Here is a 17,521-nt window from a genome sequence, read left to right as displayed (position 1 = left end):
CTATATCAAAAAGTAGATAGGGATATTCTCACGTATGATTCATGTTTTTTTCATTCATAAATTTAAGTATAGACATTAAGGAAGAAACAAGAAATTTTAGCTTGATTTCTGACTAGTCGTCTATCTTGTAATTAATCAAGAGTTACACATGAATCCTAAAATCATTTTGGGTTTACTCATCGGTGCTAGTTTCGGTTTGTTTTTACCTGTAGGAAGTCAATCGGTTCAAGCTGCTAGTTTTGAATCACAATCTGAGTTAAAGCGTACATCTTCTATCGAATTTGGTGTAGTTGACTTAGCAGGTGGCGAATCTGCCAAACTAAGTTTAGCTGATAATAGTGAGCGCGATAGCAGCAGCAATAACGATAGCAACAGTGACAGTGACAGTGGAGATGATGGTGATTAGAATTTGTATCTAAAAAGCTAATTATTCATCATTAGGTCTTTTTAGAATTCAGGTTCTGAGTTTTATCCTTTTGAAAGGGGCATTGATTGATATAGCAATCCTAAATAATTTATCAGCATCTTTCTATTATCGCCTGTTGCCATATATCAAATAGGAATGTTATACCCCTGCCCCTTTATTTATTAGATATTAATAAAATTGATAAATTGAAAGTCAATTTAAAAAAAATTAACATGATATGAGAACCATACAAGAATTACTAACATACTTTTCATTAGATAAATTTTTTACGGAGTTCTGGACAGAAAAAGCAATTCATATTTCAAGTGATAATTCTCAAAGATGGCAAAAAATTTTTGCGTGGAAAGATTTGAATGAACTACTGAATTATCATAAGCTCAAAGAACCAGATTTACACTTTTCAATAAATGGCAAATCTTTGCCAGAGACAAGGAATCGGCAAGAGTGGAGCGATCGCCTGCGTCAAGGCGCTACACTAATTATCAACGGTGTACATCATCGAATACCGGCTGTCGCTGAACTCGCAGCAAATCTGCGCCATGAAATTGGCTATGAAACCCACATTAATTTATATTGTTCACCAGCCAAACAGCAAGGGTTTGATTGTCACTACGACACTCATGATGTCTTGATTTTGCAAATGGAGGGTGAAAAACAATGGTTTGTTTATGAACCAACAGTTTTATATCCTACCGCAGATATGCCATCATCAAAACAGCAGCAACCACAACAGCAGCCTTATCTCGAATGTGTGTTGCAAGCTGGAGATTTATTGTACATCCCTAGAGGACATTGGCACTATGCTGTGGCTTGTGAACAGCCATCTCTTCACCTCACGGTTGGGATTGAATGTCAAACAGGGCTTGATTGGCTTGATTGGCTGATCAAAGATTTATGTGAAAATGTCAATTGGCGGCAAAGTTTACCAGCGATCGCCAATAGCAATATAAATGTGATAGAAAAACAGTTAAGTGCATTGCGTCAGCATTTAATTGAGACCTTACAGCAACCGGATATTTTCCACAGATATATAGAATCGCTCAATTATCAACATCAACCGCAGTTATTAGTTAGTTTACCCGCTCAAATGGGAACTAATATTTTTCCGAATTTATTTACAACTCAGTTTATTTGGTCGCCACTACACAGGATTCGGATTAAACAAATTGATGACGGACAATATCAAGTGCGCGTTGGTTCTAAACAAATTGACCTTAAAGGTATACCCGAAAAATTAGTAGAAAATTTATTTAATTGTGATGAATTTAATTTATTTGATATTGCTGACTGGTCGCCAGATTTAGATTTAGAAGGTGACATTATTCCTCTAATTACAAATCTTGTAACTGAAGGAATTTTGTTAGTTAAGTAAACACAAAAACCATGTAGAGACGTTACATATAACGTCTCTACATTTACCGCTTGGTGAGCGTAGCCGAACCACTGCCTTCTGCTGTATTAGCAAATTTCTGCTAAATTAACCCACTCATCATAAGATGAGTCATAACCAACATAATGCACAAAGTATTGTTGACCGCGAATTTCTTCAATTGTGGCAGTATACCATTCTTCGTTTTCATCATCCCAGCATTTAACTTTTTGACCAACAGCAAATCCATTATCATCGGATGATTCAATGTCACGAATCCGAATATCTTGTTCACCAACCCACTCATCAGAAGATGAACCATAGCCGATGTAATTGATATAGAATTGGTCGTCTTTAATTTTCTGAATTGTGGCTTTATACCATTCTTCGTCTTCTTCGTCCCAGACTTCTACTGTGCTATTGACTGCATACTGGCTGGTATCTGATTTGGACTTACTGGCGGATGCAGTATCTTGTTTTTGTGGCTTTTTGGCTTCTTCGGCAATTTCGGCTTTGACTAGAGGGTGAGCTTGTAAAATGATGCTGCGGGCAACAGTTTGAATACCTGTATGCTCAAAGTAATTTGTAGTTTGATCTAAGACGGCGGCTACAAAGTCTAAATTATCGTCAGCAATCTGCACAAAACTACTCAAACCCTTAGCAACTGACTGTGGTGTGATTCCCGTCTTGGCGACAAGTCCATTCATCCAGCCTTGGACTGAGTTAAAGGCTTGGGAAAGAAAACCAACTTTATCAGCTGGGCTATTACCAGGTAAAGAACTATTAACAGCTTGGAAAACAGGGTTTTGAGCGATCGCATCACTAGCATTAGCACCGCCAATAATTTCCTGAATTTTAATCAGAAAGTCGGGGCCTAAAGGTAGAATACCATCGATACATACCAAAGCTGCCATCCGCATCAGGGAAGCATTTTGATAGTTATTCGCTAAAGTATTGGCAAATTCTTGGGGGTTTGGTTGGGGAATCCCGTTAATTTTGCAGAAGGCGATGATTTCGACAGCAATTTTGAGAACTAAGTCAATTGTTTGGGTGACATCGGCTTTGGGCGTAATATTACCTAAAAATGAGAGAAAACTAATTTTTTCGCTCACTTTGTTAGCTAAAGCCGCAGTTCCCATTGCTGCATCGGCTTTGTCGATGATTTGATACAGTTTGACTGCTGCTTGATAACCGTTTTGTGGATCTAAGTATATGCTATCGGCGCGATCGCGGATTCTTTGAATCACATTCGCATCAGTTTCACCAGTAATCGCACGCACAGTATTATCAAATCCCACCAAATTATCCCACTGTCCCGGCGCTACATAATCAAGGGCTTTGAGAACTTTGACAGTAATATTGTCACTGGGTAACTCATCAACTAACTGAACAATGGATTTATCCATAAGAAGTCCTTGTAAAACAAAACCTTAATTGCTAGAGTTCCCGAACTAGACACAAAAGTAACTTTGTTTTCCCAGACAATCTCTCGATATCTCTCAATACCTATGAATTTCAACCATCGAAAAAGCACTGTAAAATATTTGCATGAGCTTCCAAGTCCACCAGCGACATTTTAACCATCATGGTTCTAGCCGCACCTCAGCGCCAAAACCCTGTTGTCACTTGGGAAAAACTCCCAGATGATTTTATTCTGCCCGATGATCCACAGGAAAATATTCAACAGCCTTTTTTAGCAGCAGCTTTAACAGAAGCGTTAGCTACAGCCAATCGTATTCAACCAGAGATGCTAGTTGCGTCTAACTTTGGCATCGTTGCTAATATTAATCAAAAAACTGTTGTTAAAGCACCTGATTGGCTATATATACCTCGTGTTTCACCAGTGGGTACAGGTGTAATTCGGCGCAGCTACACACCCAACATCGAAGGTGAAAATGTGGCTGTGGTAATGGAATTTTTATCAGATACCGATAACGGAGAATATTCGATTCGTCCCACCTTTCCCTATGGGAAACTCTATTTTTACGAACAAATATTGCAAGTTCCCGTTTATGTAATTTTTAATCCCTACGAAGTCAGCTTAGAAGTCCTGCGTCTGGAAAATGGACGATATGTATTGCAACAACCAACAGAATCAGGACAATTTTGGATTCCCGAATTGGAATTATTTTTAGGAATTTGGCGCGGAACTCGCTTAGGGATGAATATTTATTGGTTGCGATGGTGGGATGAAGCCGGTAATTTGTTGCTATGGAGTTCCGAACAAGCTGAACAAGAACGCCAACGCGCTGAACAAGAACGCCAACGCGCCGATGACGCGATCGCACAATTGGAAATTGAACGTCAGCGTCAAGCTGTATTATTAGCAAAGCTACGAGAATTGGGTATAGATGCAGAGTAAAACAATTTTGGATTTATACTGTTCTCACAAAAAAACTCCCTCAGATGAACTGAAGGAGGTGTGAGAAGGAGTCTTTTGTGATGAAACATTTATGCAGGGTTAGTTACAGCTTGTCCTTGCAAAAGTTGAATAATCGCTGCTTTTTCTAAAATCCCCACGAGTACGCCATTTTCCCGAATTACAGCTAAAGCGGAGAGTTTTTGTTGTTCTAGTAGCTGGATGACTTCTAGGAGGGGTTGATCTGATTGTACTGTGGTGGATGCAGCAACTGGGCGCATGATTTCTTTAACTTGAGTTTCTGTCCACAGAGTTGTCGGAATTTTTCGCAAGTCATCGAGTGTAACCGCACCAACTAATTGTTCTGCATCATCTGTCACTAAGAAGCGTTTCCAGTCTTGTTTGTGCAGAATTTGTTCATCAGCAAATTCTCTGAGAGTGAGATTTGCAGAGATGATGGGGCTATCAGTTGTAACGACATCTGCGGCTGTTAACCCATCAAGCTTTGCTTGGACTCTGGCAAATTGGGCTGCATTTCCAGCATTTTGTAATAAGAAGAAGCCAATTAATAAATTCCAGAAATTAGCTGCACTGCCAAAAAATACTAGTGGAAGTATACCAGAAGCGATCGCCACCCAACCAAACACCTGTCCAACTCGGCTGGCAAAGGTCACACCTTTATAGGGATTGCCTGTAATTTTCCACACCAGAGCTTTGAGGACATTACCACCATCTAAAGGCAAACCAGGAATCAAGTTAAACAATGCTAAGGCTAAGTTAACGGAAGCTAAAACACCAAGAACTGCTGCCAGTGGCCCTGATACAGGTGTTGTCACACCAATTACGGTGACAATACCACATAATAATAAACTGACTAACGGGCCAGCGATCGCAATCCAAAAAGCTCCTGCGGGAGTTTTCGATTCTTTTTCTAAATTCGCCAAACCACCAAAGATAAACAATGTGATGGATTTAACATCAATTCCTTGGCGTAAAGCGACAAAACTATGTCCTAATTCATGAGCAACGACAGAAGCAAACAATAACAGCGCCGTCATCAATCCTAGTAGCAATGCTAACCCCCCAGACAGTTGGGGAAATTGGGCTGAAAGTCCACTACTATAGCTCCAGGTTACTAAGCCAAACACCAAAAACCATGACGGATGGATGTAAAACGGAATCCCGAAGAGATTACCAACGCGAATTGTGCCATTCATGTCGTTCACCTTTGAAAGCTGCCGAGAGATTTAGTTTTCCTCTCGATGTCTTTAGTGTAACGAAACGTAACAAATATTAAAATCAACCCAGAGTTGTGCTTACCGCCCTGAAAAGTGCGGTTTACCAATTTTGGTATAGAGGTCATAGACGACAGGTGACAGGTAACAGATTTAAAAGTCTTGCTTGCCTCTAAAGACGAAAAATATCTCTCAAACTCTTACTCACCAAGTCTCTGCGTGAGATATTGGCATTACCTTCACAATCTTCTCCACCTCATCTACCATGACCCGCGACAGTCCAAATTTTTCAATCACCGTTGCATTGGTTGTCAAATGGGTACTAATATTCGCTACATGATACTGGCTTGCTTCTGTAGCCAAAGTGGCTGGCAAAATTAACTGATCTCCTAAATGCTCATCAACAGGCGCACCTGTTTGGTGAAACTTCAGCAGTTGTTCACAGGCAATTTCAGCCACCCTTTCCGATGACATCCGCCACCGCCCAAACCCACCAAATCCTGTCAAGCTATTCTCATATTCAGCCGTCAGGAAAATCCCCGCTCCCGCCGCCACGCCTCTTTCCCGTAAAGCTTGTATAGACACCTTGAACCCTGCTATGCGTAATATTTTCTCAGCCCGATTTGCCATCCGTTGAGGAATATGAGCAGGTAATTCTGTCACCACCGCCAGTCCCCGTACTTGGCGTAAATTGCCGCGTTTTAGTAAATGTATGCCACTGAATTGACTACCACCACTCACCTGCAATGCTACCTCTCCGCCACCTTGGGGATACCACCCCCACGCACCTAATTTCACAGATGCTTTGACACCCATACGCTGGAGCATAGGCAGATATACCTGCTCAATGTATGTCATTGTCGGGCTGAAGATCACATGAGTACCACCGCGCAATGTTACTTGAGAATTACCCTTGGCTAAGGCTAAAGGTAAAAGAATTGTTTGTAAAACTAAAGTAATTGCCCCAGCCGAACCACCTTCTAGCACTTCACTGACATCAAAAGTATAATTTCCCGCTTGCACTGGGCTACTGGGAATAAATTCCAGCATCATTGAACCCAACGCATCACCTTGTAGTTGAGCCTGACAAATCTTTGCCGCCGCCCGAACTGCTGTCAGGTGTTGTGGCGCTAACCCTGGCTTTTTGCGTCCGGCGCGAATATTGGCAATGCGAATAGGTTCACCTGTGATAGCGGCCAAACTCAAGCAAGTACGGAGAACTTGTCCGCCTCCTTCCCCATAGGAACCGTCAATGTCAATCATGAGCAGTGTTTGAATGATGGATGTTGGGTAATGCCCAAGTTTTGACAATTAAACCACAGATGACCAAAAATAAACACAGGTAATCAGGACTGATGCACAAAGATTGTCAGGGGTGTAGTAGTATCACCACCCAATATTGCTATGTATACCTAGCAGAGGAGTAGGGGTTGAGGAGTGTATGTATCTAAAGCTCTTACACTCAGTCTCTACAATAAATCTTTGTGCGTAATTTATGTCTATAACTAACTTTGACACTGCGGACAAAAATGACTAGAACGGCCAGCTAACCGAATTCGCTGAATCACATTGTTACAAACTCGGCAAGGTTCCCCAGCGCGATTGTAAACCCAGGCGACACCACCATAGTTACCGTTGATCCCCTTAACGTTAAGGAAATTACTAAAAGTGGTACCGCCAGCCGCAATACTAGTTTCTAAAACTTCAATGATGACTTTACGTAACTGTTCAATTTGCTGCGGTTGCAAATCTGTACACAAGGTTTCTGGTAACACGCCACATTTAAATAATGCTTCGTCGGCGTAGATATTACCTAATCCCGCGACGACAGATTGATCTAATAATGCGGTTTTAATCGGACGGCGGCGATTTTTGAGTTTAGCAGCCAGATACGCAACGGTGAATTCTGGTGCAAACGGGTCGGCTGCTAATTTAGCTAAACCAGTAATGACACTTTCGACCGGCACTTTTGGGGGAACCCACCACATTTGACCGAAGGTGCGTTGGTCAACAAAGCGCAATTCCTGTTGATCCCCAAAAAATAGTCTGACTCTTGTGTGTTTGTGCAGTGGTTCATCACGGTGCAGCCATAATAATTGACCAGTCATCCGCAGATGCACTCCAAGGTAGCCAGCACCAGGGGAAAGTTCAGCGAGAAGATATTTCCCCCGGCGATGCCAAGTCATGATGGCACCACCTTGGATTCCTTGAATAAACTCATCAACAGAAAACGGGTAGGCGATGGTGCGATTGAGCAACACATCTCCACCCGTAATGTTTTGATTCAGGGTCAATTGATTTAGACCCCGGCGGACTGTTTCAACTTCAGGCAGTTCAGGCATTGGAACTGATAAGTAAGCAAATTATCTAGGGATCATCGAAAAGGCTCAGGGACATAATCTCTTGCCTATTCTGGTTGGGAAAGATGAGAGGAAGTACTGTAAGCACTTAGGGGTAAATATCTATTCTATCGAACAGAAACCGTAAATACCCGCAGGGCAGTTTCTCTGACTTAGAGTAGGCTGAGAGGAAGCATGAAAGAACTGAAACTTTAGGCTTCATTCTACATACTTAAAGCTTCCCTTCATCATCCCATTAAAGAATCCCCTTTGAGCTTTGCTACTTATTTTTTAGCTTTAGCCGGAGGAGCTACTTCGATTAGTTCATCTAAGGCAAAGTTATTGGTGTTGATGCCAGAGTAATTTACCTTATCAAAACGGACGATTACTGGGTATTTAATGCCGCTTTGATCGATAGAAGCCACGGTGCCGACATCTTGGAACCAGTAGGATTCTGGGCGGAGAATACGTACTTTAGAACCACGTTGAACCATGATTATCTTCCCTTTTAGTTATCAATTGCCGATATATAGGGCTATTTGATTTCACTCTACAACCTGAAGGTCGTTGCTAGAGGGTTTGTTAAGTTATTTATCTGATTTCATGGGGCAGTGGGTTCGACTTCGCGGTAATCGAGCGAAGTCGAGATTCACCCACCAGAGGCAGGAGGCAGGAGTCCGTGGGTTCGACTTCGCGGTAATCGAGCGAAGTCGAGATTCACCCACCGGGTAGGAGGCTAAAGGATAAGATTTCATACTTTAGACTTCACACTTCATACTTTTTCGCTTGATATCTTCCTCTCGTTAGGTTCTCAGAAAAATTCTTATACCTAGAATGGGGTCAGACCCTCCTTGACAAAGCGCACATGATGAAATAACTTCGTTCTCGTTCGCCAAAACACACAAAAGGAAAACTTTATGTTCGAGTTAAAACAAATACGCTACCCTCGTTACCCCTGCCAATGCGGAGATCATCATCTATATAAGTAATGTCTAACCAGCCTTGTTGGTTTTCGCTGTTAATTGGGACATCAATTCCCGAAAACTTTTTACCTGATTCAATTTGGTGAATAAAATTATCTGGTGAAGTGTAGCCAATTAAACGTTGTAAACCTACAATAGAACGATTAAATTTTACTTGGACGCGACGACCGGAAACTGGCTCAAATTTAGCTGCTACGCTGACTAATCCTTCGAGATAAGGTAAGCCATAAATTTCAGCAATGTTGTAAACGCTGGTAGTTTCTACCCGAATACACTGATAAATTTGACCAAGTTTACAAAAAGGTAAACGATCTAGGTTTAAAAGCGCCTTACTAGTGGTATAAAGTAATTGCCAATTTCCATTTAGCAAGTAACTTGCTTCTACTGGGCGTGGTGTTGGGTTAAAGTCTTCTAAATTAGCGATCGCAGCTAAGATAGCTTGTTTTTGTGGCTCAGTAGCCAGTAAACCACGATTGGTTGGTGCGATCGCATTGATTAAAGCCGCCTTGCCCATCATTGTTTATTACCCCAAATCAAAAATGTGTAAAATTCATCCACCTTAAGTCGAATTATTGTTGCCCTATGTATCAAGCTCTCAAAAGTTTTAAGAATTTATTCCTATTTGTACTACCACTATTAAATAAAATATTTTTGCTAACTTACGGATTTCAGCAGGCAAGACTTGAATCAATAAATAACTAAATTATTACGTTTCAAGTGATAGACTGCTTAATGTCTAGTTACATTAACATTTTGTTTCTTCGTCGATATGTTGAATTCTCCCTTACGTGAAGAACCCCGCAACCAACGCGCTGCTGTAATTCCATTAAAACAAGAATCTTCCCTCTTAGATTGGCTGCAATCCAATGGTCGTTTAATAGCGCGTGATGTGCATGAACCTGATTTTTCTGAGGAAGAAAACGAAGAAATCTCAGATTTTCTCGGTGGAGAAGATGGCATTGGCGACTATCTTGATGATGATGATGACGATATAGCTATTGACGAAGATTAGCCAGCAGGCTAGGGACTTGGTGATAGCTGTCGTCCCTGTAATTAAATTTTGTAGTGTGGAGTGAAGGGAACATCCTGTGGACGCTAAATTGTCTCCTAACCAAGGATTAAACATTTTTTCTGGTATCGGTCTCGCTTCTGCCTTAGCCACCGGGCTGGGTTTAGCGGCAGTAATTTGTGATTTGATGGGCAATAGATTGCCTTGGCAAAACACATCACTCACGATGCCTTTGTTGTTGTGTGCAGTGATTTCGGCTGCTGTGGGTTATGTGGTAGTACCTCTACTACAAGCACTCAAAACTGGACAAATTATCCGCGAAGATGGCCCACAAGCCCATCTAAAAAAAGCAGGCACACCAACAATGGGCGGGATATTCTTCATCCCGGTAGCGGCGATCGTTGCCTGTATAATGTCTAATTTCGCCACAGAAGTTGTTGCTGTCTCCGCATTAACACTGAGCTATGGTTTTATTGGTTGGATTGATGACTGGCAAATTCTCCGCCGTAAGTCCAATAAAGGGATTTCTCCCAAAATGAAATTAGCTTTGCAAATTGGGTTTGCAGTGCTGTTTTGTATATGGTTAATGTTTAATCAGCCTTCTAATATTACAAATATTGCTTTGCCTTGGGTGAGCTTTGCACTGCCTTTAGGTTTCCTGTTTTGGCCGTTGGCAGGGTTTGTGCTGGTGGCAGAGAGTAATGCAACTAATTTAACTGATGGTATTGATGGTTTAGCAGGTGGAACTGTCGCGATCGCACTTTTGGCTTTAGGTGCTGTAGTCGCCCCAACTTCCCTACCGTTGATGGTTTTCTGTGCGGCTTTAAGTGGTAGTTGCTTAGGTTTCTTGGCACACAACCGCAACCCAGCCCGCGTATTTATGGGTGATACTGGTTCTCTGGCGTTAGGTGGTGCGTTAGCGGCTGTGGCACTGTTAACCAACAGCTTGGTAGCATTATTTATCCTCAGTGGGATCTTCTTTGTGGAAACTTTGTCTGTAATGGCGCAGGTTGCTTATTACAAAGCGACAAAAGGCCCAGATGGCAAAGGCAAACGCTTGTTAAGAATGGCTCCTTTACATCATCATTTAGAGTTGGGTGGCTGGTCAGAATTACAAGTTGTGGCTGTATTTTATGTCATAGCTGCCATGTTAGCTGTCATTTGTTTAGCGATCGCACCTTTCTAATTTATTTAAAAAACTGATTTAAAAAAAAGAACCCTCGAAATTTCGAGGGTTCTTTTTTTATAGGGAAGGGGGACAAGGAAGACAAGGATGATAAGGGGAACAGCGTTTTTCACTCCAATCAAATACATTCATCTAGTCTCTAGTCCCTAGCCTCTATCACCTGTCACCTGTCACCTGTCACCTGTCACCTGTCACCTATCACCTGTCACCTGTTACCTAACAGAAAAAGCTTCGCTAAATCGGCGAGTTACGGGTTCGATCAGGAAAGTTAAAATTGATTTTTTGCGCGTGACAATTTCGCCTGTAGCTACCATACCGGGTGTAAATACTACTTCTTTACCCCGTACGTTTAGGGAATGTTTATTCATTTGAATTCTGGTGGGGAAAACCAACCCTAAGTCTTTATCAACTACAGCATTGGGGCTAACTTGTACGACTGTGCCATCAATAGTGCCGAATTCTTGGAAAGGAAAAGTCGCCATTTTAACCTTTGCTTTCATTCCTGGACGAATAAAGCCAATATCGCGGTTGAGGACTTTTACTTCTAGTTCTAATTCTTCACCATCTGGCAAGATAGACAGTAATTCTTCCCCTGATTGCACGGGGCCTTTGGTCGCCTTAATTCTGTAGATTGTCCCAGCTACAGGTGCTTTGATGGTTTCTCCGTCTTGTTGCTTTTTCGCCTGGGCTAATTGACCAGAGACGGTGGTTAATTCTTCTTTGCGCTTGTTCATTTGAGTCAAAATTTCACTTTGACGCTCAGATGTTACACGTTGTGCTTGATTACGCGCCCCTTGAAAAGCTTCTTCAGCTTGACGAACTTCTTGGACTTGGGCTGCGATGTCTTTTTCGAGAGATACCACTCGATCCTGTGCTTCTGCGACTCTATTATTAGCATTAGTCACTTCATCTTCTGATCTGGTAACATCTGCGGTAGCCCGATTTAATCTTTCTTGGGCTTCTAAGTAATCAACTCTAGGGACAGCACCAGGGGTAATCAAGGTGCGGAGTTTGGTTTCTCGATTTTTGGCAATTGTTAATGCTTCTTTGACTGTGGCGCGGATATTTTGAGCATTAGCTAAGTTAGCTTTGGAGTTAACTAATGCAGTTTTGGCAGTTTCTAAATTTTCTCGCAATCTTGTTAAGCGGACTTTTGCTTGGTCGAGGAGGGCGCGTTGGCGGTTGGCTTCGGCTTCGGCGCTGGCTTGACGTGCTTGATAATCGCGTAAGCGTGCAGTCAACAGTTCATCTTGTAGTTTCTCGCCAGTGCTTTGACCACCGATGCGTTCTACATCCAAACGTTCTAAGTCATCTTTAATCAACTTGCTAGATTCTGTCAGGCGGTTTACGTCTGTTTTTTGGAAATCGGGATCACGTTGAATTAATACTTGATTTTTGGTGACGCGATCGCCTTCTTTCACCTTCACCGCTAAAATCATCCCATTCCCCAGGGATGTCAAAGGTCTGACTTGGGTTGAAGCAATTAATTCCCCTTGGGCGATCGCTACTTCATCAATTTCCGAGAAATGCGCCCAGGTGATCGTGCCGAATAACGCTAAACTAATGGTTCCGGCTAACAATCTAGTATAAAGCGGTGGCAACTCTTGAACTGCCTTACCTAACTCATAAGACAGTTGATCCTCTGGCTTGGCGAATCGCTGTTTTGTTTGACGCGCTTGAGCAGCATTAGCAAATAGGGGAGAAGTCATAAAATTTTTAAATTTAATAGGAGGGACTAGGGGCTAGAGACTAGAAGCTAGGGGCTTGGAGTTAGGGTTTAGGAATTGAGGACTTGGGGAGGAACTAGGGATCGCATTAAACTAAGCTCTAACCTGTAACCTGTAACCTCTAACCTCTAAATTCAAACTGCTAAATAGCGTCGTAAAAAATTTTCCAAAGTTTCCAATTGAAAATTGAAAATCCTCTCTAAGTTAGCTATTTCATCTTTTTTACAGAAAAATTCATTAGATAGCAATGTCTGATAAGTCCCCAAGGCTGTTTGCGCTTGCGGACTGAACAAACCAATAATATGTCTTAAACCATCCACTAAAAAAACTGGTGGGTTGATGACTATCGGTTCTTTATTAAAAATTCGACCAAAAATTTGCGGAATATCTTCCCGTTGCAAAATTTCTGGCCCCCCAACTGGCAATATTTGGTTATGCGCCTCTGTAAGTTTGACAGAATCAACTATCATTTTTGCTAAATCATCTGTACTCACAACTGAGCTACGGTTTTTGCGATCACCAATCAGTAAATACAATCCTGTTTCTCGAAACTGTTCTGCCAGTGGCAGCAAATTAGATGCTAGTCCAGATGGACGTAAAATTGTGTAATTTAAGCCACTATCTACTAAATATTGTTCGACTGCGCGTTTAGCTTTAAATACAGGCGCATCTTCATAGCCGCGATCGACTCCCAACACAGACACAAACACAAAATGCTGAACTTGATTAGCCTTTGCTTGGTCAATTAACTCTATATTGGCGCGATAGTCCAGTGAGAGCGCGTCACCCTCAGAACCGTGAGTGCTGATAATATATTTGACACCTTGAGTTGCTTTTTCTATATCTTTGGCCTGGCGCAAGTCACCAATGAAGATTTCTGCACCCCGATGTTCCAACTCACTATAACGTGAGGTCAGCCGCACAAACGCCCTGACTGATTGTTCCTGTTGGCGTAGCAGTCGCACAACACGACGACCAATTCCCCCCGTTGCTCCTGTTACTAAAAACATATAAATACCTAAAGTTAATATACTTAGAGTCTACTGATGGATTCTCGAACATCAAATATGAGCATATTTGTATATTAACTAGGACTTACGCCACGAGGTGATAAGTTATCAATTTAGCGATCGCTCATTTATATCGTGTCCGGTAAAAGACTTATGATTAAGACGCAGAAGGAGTAGAGGAGCAGAGGAGAGGGTTTTGATGTGTCTGCACAGATTGACTGAATCATCACTGATTATCCGGAAATGATATTACTCTCTATGCTCTAGAAACTCGTAAATTAACAGATTTTTCTGTTGCTTAAATTGCACTAAGGTTTAGTCGGGTGTGTTAGCGATCGCTCAAAATTATGGCGTTGCTGATTGAGGGGATGATTTTTGTCTCACGCAAAGGCAAGGCAGCGCGTTGGGCGGGTTTCCCGACTTGAAGCGACTGCCGCGCAAAGAGCAAGAGTTTGAAAATTAGAATTTTATGATTTTATCCCGCAATTATGCAACGCCAAAATTATCAGTATAATAGCGACTGGATTTTTGGCTTATTTGTAGCTGCGATAACGTAAAATATAAAGTGGGTTACGCTGTTGCTAACCCAAAGAATTTGAATTTAATGATGTGGTGCGTTTTAGTTAACAAAGGCTACAACGTGGGCAATCTCACTAAAATATGAGGCGATCGCTGGACTCGCTTGTTTTAGGTCAATAAGTCACCACTATATCCGCATTTTCAACACTAACTCTAACATTCTCCGATTCAAGGTCTGATTTCAGCACAGTCTTGGAATGTGTGTCTTTGACAATGAAGGGACTGGAATATCCAGCAGATGGCTTGATTGCGCTTGAGTATTTCCCACCTTTCAAATAATCGACATAGACCATAGCATTACCGTTCTTAGCTGTAATATTCATTGCTGTAGAATTTCCGAGATCGATATTACTGGAATTCCCATCATTGATCTGAACTGTTTTAGCAGTAACATCATTAACTGACTCATTAATGGAGTACTGTTTAACTTTGACTAAAGCCGCTAAATCAGTATGAGCCTTTGATAGTAATTGGTGACTCTGAATCAAGCTACTAACAAGATCACTGACAACTGGGGGTTTTCCTGGAGTGACTGTCCATTTTCCACTGGAACTATATGTGACAGTTGTATTCCCAAGTATATCAAAGGAGCCTGGAACTGAGATTACTGCACTACCTCTAGATACTTCATTCCAGTCAGCCAAGCTATTGGAGCCGTAGTCTCCAATGGACACATAGAATTCCAATTTGGGAGTTAGTATTCTCTTTTTGTTGGGCGCAGGAGACCAAGTCATACCTATGAATCCTTGCAGAGTTTGAATCCCAAAAGACATATTAGCAAACCATCCCTGGGCTTCGTTCTTTTGTTGCTCAAATGGACTAGACTCAATGCTAAGGGTGTTTGCTGGACTTATCGAGCCGGATTTGCTCATTTCAGGTCCCTGGTAAGGAGGCACGTCGAAGTATTTTGCTTCCCACGTCTCTGTCAACTTAGCCTTCTTGGTGATGGAGGAGGTGATCCGGATGTTCGGGGCAACAGCATTATTAGTTGCTCCAGCTCCTAGAATATACTCCACAGGTATGGTAAATGTATTTATCCCACCATAATTTGGACTAACTGACAAGTTGGTGTTGGAGTTAGCGAAAACGTTAGGATCATTTACGAGTTCTTCGGGACGAGCCAAGAAACACCAAAAAAGTTCTGTTCGTGAGGAATTGTTGACGAGGTAGATAGTGTACTCAGTGGTCATTTTTCTCCAGATTATTTAAGTTAGGTGATTTCTGAGAAAGAAGGTACAGCATGAAGATGTTATTCTTCTTGTTCAGCCACTTCTTACTCGCTTATTCCTTGATAATCTGTCTTCCTTACCACCAACACCATCAAAGTTTGCAACTTTAAGAACAAAGTTAATAACTTTGGATCAGCAATTACCCAAAGTCTTTTTCTGTCTCAGTTTTAGTTATTTAAAACCTAAGTACCTTGTAAAGAGTAATTAATATATTTTTTAACTTTGGAAAAAACCCAAAATTAAAAAATATGCTGCTGTTATTACTAAATAATCACTCTTTTGTTATTACGGGGAGAGAAAAATACTAACTCATTTATGAATGCTAAACAAATTAATGAATTGAGCGATCGCCAGCCCACTTTATCATTTAAACTCCTTTGTTGAGAACAAACGTAAAACTAAGCGTTTCGGATTATTCTCTGACAAAGGTAACAAAAGAGGGATAACATCTAATTCCGCAAAAATTTGGTAATAGGCTTTTCGGAATTGCGTCTGTAAGATTTGTAACTATATTGCATAAATCTGGAAAAGATAGATGATATCTCTTTGGTTCAATTTATTAAGCAGATGAATAAATACATTTTTCTAGTTTATTAATAGTAAAAAAATGCAATTACAATCGAAAAATAATGTAAGGCGGCGGGGTGCAATTCTTACGGCTCAAGGGTTCAGAAAACTAAATCAAGCAAAAGCTCATGTAGAAGTTCAGCAAAACTTTAAGCGATGTACTCTCGAAGATTTGAGTGAGAAAACAGGTTTAACTCCCAATACCCTCAGCAAGGTCTTTACTGGCTCAGTGGGAGTTGATAAGCGAACTTTGGAGTGCTGTTTCCACGCCTTTAATTTGACTTTATTAAAGGAGGATTATCTTTACTTGTTACCTGAACAAGACGATTTTGCAAAGATTAGTTCAATGGCCGCTGCGGAAATCGGCTTTCCTTTCAAACAAATTTGCGATCGCAACAATACTCAGCAAATTTACAAAATGGAGCGACCGCAAGACTATCTCCAACCTCGTCCCCTGACACCACCAGGGGGACAGATGCCTTTGGATTCAGTCTTCTACATTCATCGTCCCATTCTTGAATCGCTCTGTTACGAAGCTATTCACCAATCAGGTGCGTCCATAAATATCCGCGCCCCTAAACAAATGGGTAAAAGCTCTCTGATGACACGCATCTTGGCTTACTCTAAAAACCTGGGATATCAAACCGTTTCTGTAAGCTTGCAACTTGCCAACGATGAAATTTTACAGAACCTAGAACGCTTCCTCCAATGGTTCTGTGCCAGAGTCAGCAAGCAGCTAGACTTACCAAATGTAATTGCCAATTTTTGGGATGATACCTTGGGTAGCAAATCGAATGCGACAGATTACTTTGAGGATGTGATTTTAGCTAACCTGAATCGCCCTTTAGTGATTGCGATTGATGAACTTAATCAGTTGTTTGCTTATCCAGATATTGCTCGTGAATTTTTCCTACTTTTACGAAGTTGGTGTGAGCAAGCTAAAGCAAGAGTTGTGGATAGGAATCCTTGGCACAACCTCCGATTGGTGACAGTTCATTCCACAGAACTCCAGATAGCCAATGTGATCAATCAATCCTTCTTGAATACTGGACTAGTGATTGAGTTACCTGAATTTACCCCAAATCAAGTGCAAGAATTAGCACATCGTTGGGGAAAAGAAATGACGGTACAACAAAGCGATCGCCTTCTCGCTTTATTGGGAGGACACCCCTATCGGTTGCAACTGGCATTTTACCATTTACATCAGCAGACAATCACTCTAGAAGAACTGTTAGAAAATTCTGCTGCTACCACCGCCATCTATGCAGATCATCTAGAACAGCAATTGTTAAATCTACAACGCTATCCCGATTTAATGCCATATTTTACAGACATTGTTCTGCAATCAAACCCCATAGATTGCGAAGCTGTACAAGCTTCCCAGTTGCAAAAGATGGGGTTAGTACATTTGCATGGTGCGACAGCAAGTCTGGCTTGTGAGTTATTTCGTCCATTTTTCCGCGATCGCCTGTGGCAAATCAACAATTAGGAGACACAGATGA

The 17,521-nt window shown here is 41.5% G+C and carries 15 protein-coding genes; 6 read left to right on the top strand and 9 right to left on the bottom strand.

All coding sequences use genetic code 11. From position 1 onward, the window contains the following. Positions 1–148: 148 nt before the first annotated feature. Entirely contained in the window at positions 149–406 is a 258-nt protein-coding gene (locus tag H6G75_RS00690; RefSeq protein ID WP_190978090.1) for a hypothetical protein, read from the top strand. A gap of 238 nt (positions 407–644) precedes the next feature. Then, complete coding sequence (locus tag H6G75_RS00685) at positions 645–1,799, top strand: cupin domain-containing protein (RefSeq protein WP_190978089.1); 1,155 nt, start codon at positions 645–647, stop codon at positions 1,797–1,799. A gap of 86 nt (positions 1,800–1,885) precedes the next feature. Here H6G75_RS00685 and H6G75_RS00680 read toward each other — a convergent pair whose 3' ends face one another. Further along, on the bottom strand, positions 1,886–3,202 hold the full coding sequence (locus H6G75_RS00680) for a Tudor-knot domain-containing protein (protein WP_190978088.1): 1,317 nt from the start codon (positions 3,200–3,202) through the stop codon (positions 1,886–1,888). Between the two features lie 179 nt (positions 3,203–3,381). Here H6G75_RS00680 and H6G75_RS00675 point away from each other — a divergent pair, with 179 nt between their 5' ends. Then, positions 3,382–4,158: a Uma2 family endonuclease gene (locus tag H6G75_RS00675; protein ID WP_190978087.1), complete on the top strand. Its 777-nt coding sequence runs from the start codon at positions 3,382–3,384 to the stop codon at positions 4,156–4,158. A gap of 89 nt (positions 4,159–4,247) precedes the next feature. On the opposite strand, the gene H6G75_RS00670 is transcribed toward H6G75_RS00675, so the two are convergent. The 5 genes from H6G75_RS00670 to H6G75_RS00650 all read right to left on the bottom strand — a co-directional run bounded on the left by H6G75_RS00670 (position 4,248) and on the right by H6G75_RS00650 (position 9,229). After that, the gene (locus tag H6G75_RS00670; protein WP_190978086.1) at positions 4,248–5,372 is read right to left on the bottom strand and encodes a site-2 protease family protein; all 1,125 of its coding nucleotides are present in this window, start codon (positions 5,370–5,372) and stop codon (positions 4,248–4,250) included. A gap of 222 nt (positions 5,373–5,594) precedes the next feature. Beyond that, positions 5,595–6,653: an RNA 3'-terminal phosphate cyclase gene (rtcA, locus tag H6G75_RS00665; protein WP_190978085.1), complete on the bottom strand. Its 1,059-nt coding sequence runs from the start codon at positions 6,651–6,653 to the stop codon at positions 5,595–5,597. 242 nt (positions 6,654–6,895) lie between these two features. After that, positions 6,896–7,732: a DNA-formamidopyrimidine glycosylase gene (locus H6G75_RS00660; RefSeq protein ID WP_190978084.1), complete on the bottom strand. Its 837-nt coding sequence runs from the start codon at positions 7,730–7,732 to the stop codon at positions 6,896–6,898. Positions 7,733–8,013: 281 nt separating this feature from the next. Further along, positions 8,014–8,223, bottom strand: coding sequence for a photosystem I reaction center subunit IV (locus tag H6G75_RS00655; RefSeq protein WP_062286960.1), 210 nt, complete (start codon positions 8,221–8,223; stop codon positions 8,014–8,016). Between the two features lie 421 nt (positions 8,224–8,644). Continuing rightward, positions 8,645–9,229, bottom strand: coding sequence for a PAP/fibrillin family protein (locus tag H6G75_RS00650; RefSeq protein ID WP_190978083.1), 585 nt, complete (start codon positions 9,227–9,229; stop codon positions 8,645–8,647). Between the two features lie 252 nt (positions 9,230–9,481). Between H6G75_RS00650 and H6G75_RS00645 the strand changes: the two genes are divergently transcribed. Both H6G75_RS00645 and mraY read left to right on the top strand, forming a co-directional pair. Continuing rightward, positions 9,482–9,724, top strand: coding sequence for a DUF3134 domain-containing protein (locus H6G75_RS00645; RefSeq protein ID WP_190978082.1), 243 nt, complete (start codon positions 9,482–9,484; stop codon positions 9,722–9,724). Between the two features lie 76 nt (positions 9,725–9,800). After that, complete coding sequence (gene mraY / locus H6G75_RS00640; RefSeq protein WP_190978081.1) at positions 9,801–10,907, top strand: phospho-N-acetylmuramoyl-pentapeptide-transferase; 1,107 nt, start codon at positions 9,801–9,803, stop codon at positions 10,905–10,907. A gap of 212 nt (positions 10,908–11,119) precedes the next feature. Here mraY and H6G75_RS00635 read toward each other — a convergent pair whose 3' ends face one another. The 3 genes from H6G75_RS00635 to H6G75_RS00625 all read right to left on the bottom strand — a co-directional run bounded on the left by H6G75_RS00635 (position 11,120) and on the right by H6G75_RS00625 (position 15,413). After that, positions 11,120–12,616 carry an HlyD family efflux transporter periplasmic adaptor subunit gene (locus H6G75_RS00635; protein ID WP_190978080.1) on the bottom strand — a complete coding sequence of 499 codons (1,497 nt, stop codon included), beginning with the start codon at positions 12,614–12,616 and terminating at the stop codon, positions 11,120–11,122. A gap of 152 nt (positions 12,617–12,768) precedes the next feature. Further along, positions 12,769–13,644 carry an SDR family oxidoreductase gene (locus H6G75_RS00630; protein WP_190978079.1) on the bottom strand — a complete coding sequence of 292 codons (876 nt, stop codon included), beginning with the start codon at positions 13,642–13,644 and terminating at the stop codon, positions 12,769–12,771. A gap of 692 nt (positions 13,645–14,336) precedes the next feature. Next, positions 14,337–15,413 (bottom strand): hypothetical protein, encoded by a 1,077-nt coding sequence (locus H6G75_RS00625; RefSeq protein ID WP_190978078.1) that lies wholly within the window; start codon positions 15,411–15,413, stop codon positions 14,337–14,339. 646 nt (positions 15,414–16,059) lie between these two features. On the opposite strand from H6G75_RS00625, the gene H6G75_RS00620 reads away from it, so the two are divergent. After that, a complete protein-coding gene (locus tag H6G75_RS00620; RefSeq protein ID WP_190978077.1) occupies positions 16,060–17,508 on the top strand; it encodes an AAA-like domain-containing protein in 1,449 nt (482 codons plus the stop codon). Positions 17,509–17,521 lie beyond the last annotated feature (13 nt).

Source organism: Nostoc sp. FACHB-280, assembly GCF_014697615.1.
In the GTDB taxonomy this organism is placed as follows: domain Bacteria; phylum Cyanobacteriota; class Cyanobacteriia; order Cyanobacteriales; family Nostocaceae; genus Nostoc_B.
This window is presented reverse-complemented; position numbering and strand designations above follow the sequence as displayed.